The organism is Pseudomonas sp. MD330_10, assembly GCF_042610415.1.
GTDB classification, from domain to species: domain Bacteria; phylum Pseudomonadota; class Gammaproteobacteria; order Pseudomonadales; family Pseudomonadaceae; genus Aquipseudomonas; species Aquipseudomonas rhodesiae.
In genome coordinates, this window is sequence record NZ_JBHGZU010000105.1 from 1 (window position 1) to 251 (window position 251).

The following is a 251-nucleotide window of genomic DNA, read 5'->3' on the forward strand; positions in this document are numbered from 1 at the left end:
TTCTGCGCTTGCTGGGGGAACGGGTTGGTGCGGTCCGGCGCATAAGGGTTGCCGCCGCGCCCTTCGCCCACCAATTGCCCTTTGACGGTCCAGGCCTGGCCGGAGGTGCCGAAGACTTTTTCCGAATAGTCGAAGAACGGCTCCAGCTCTTCATAGCTGACGCCGAAGTCCTGGATGGTCATGTCCTAGGGTATGAAGAGCTTGCCGTAGCGCTCTTCGTAGTGGCTGCGCATGCGCAGCTCAATATGGTC

The 251-nt window shown here is 60.2% G+C and carries 1 pseudogene; it reads right to left on the minus strand.

The annotated features are described in order from the left end of the window. A pseudogene (locus ACFZPT_RS26800) lies at nucleotides 1-251 on the minus strand (GMC family oxidoreductase); the annotation flags it as partial.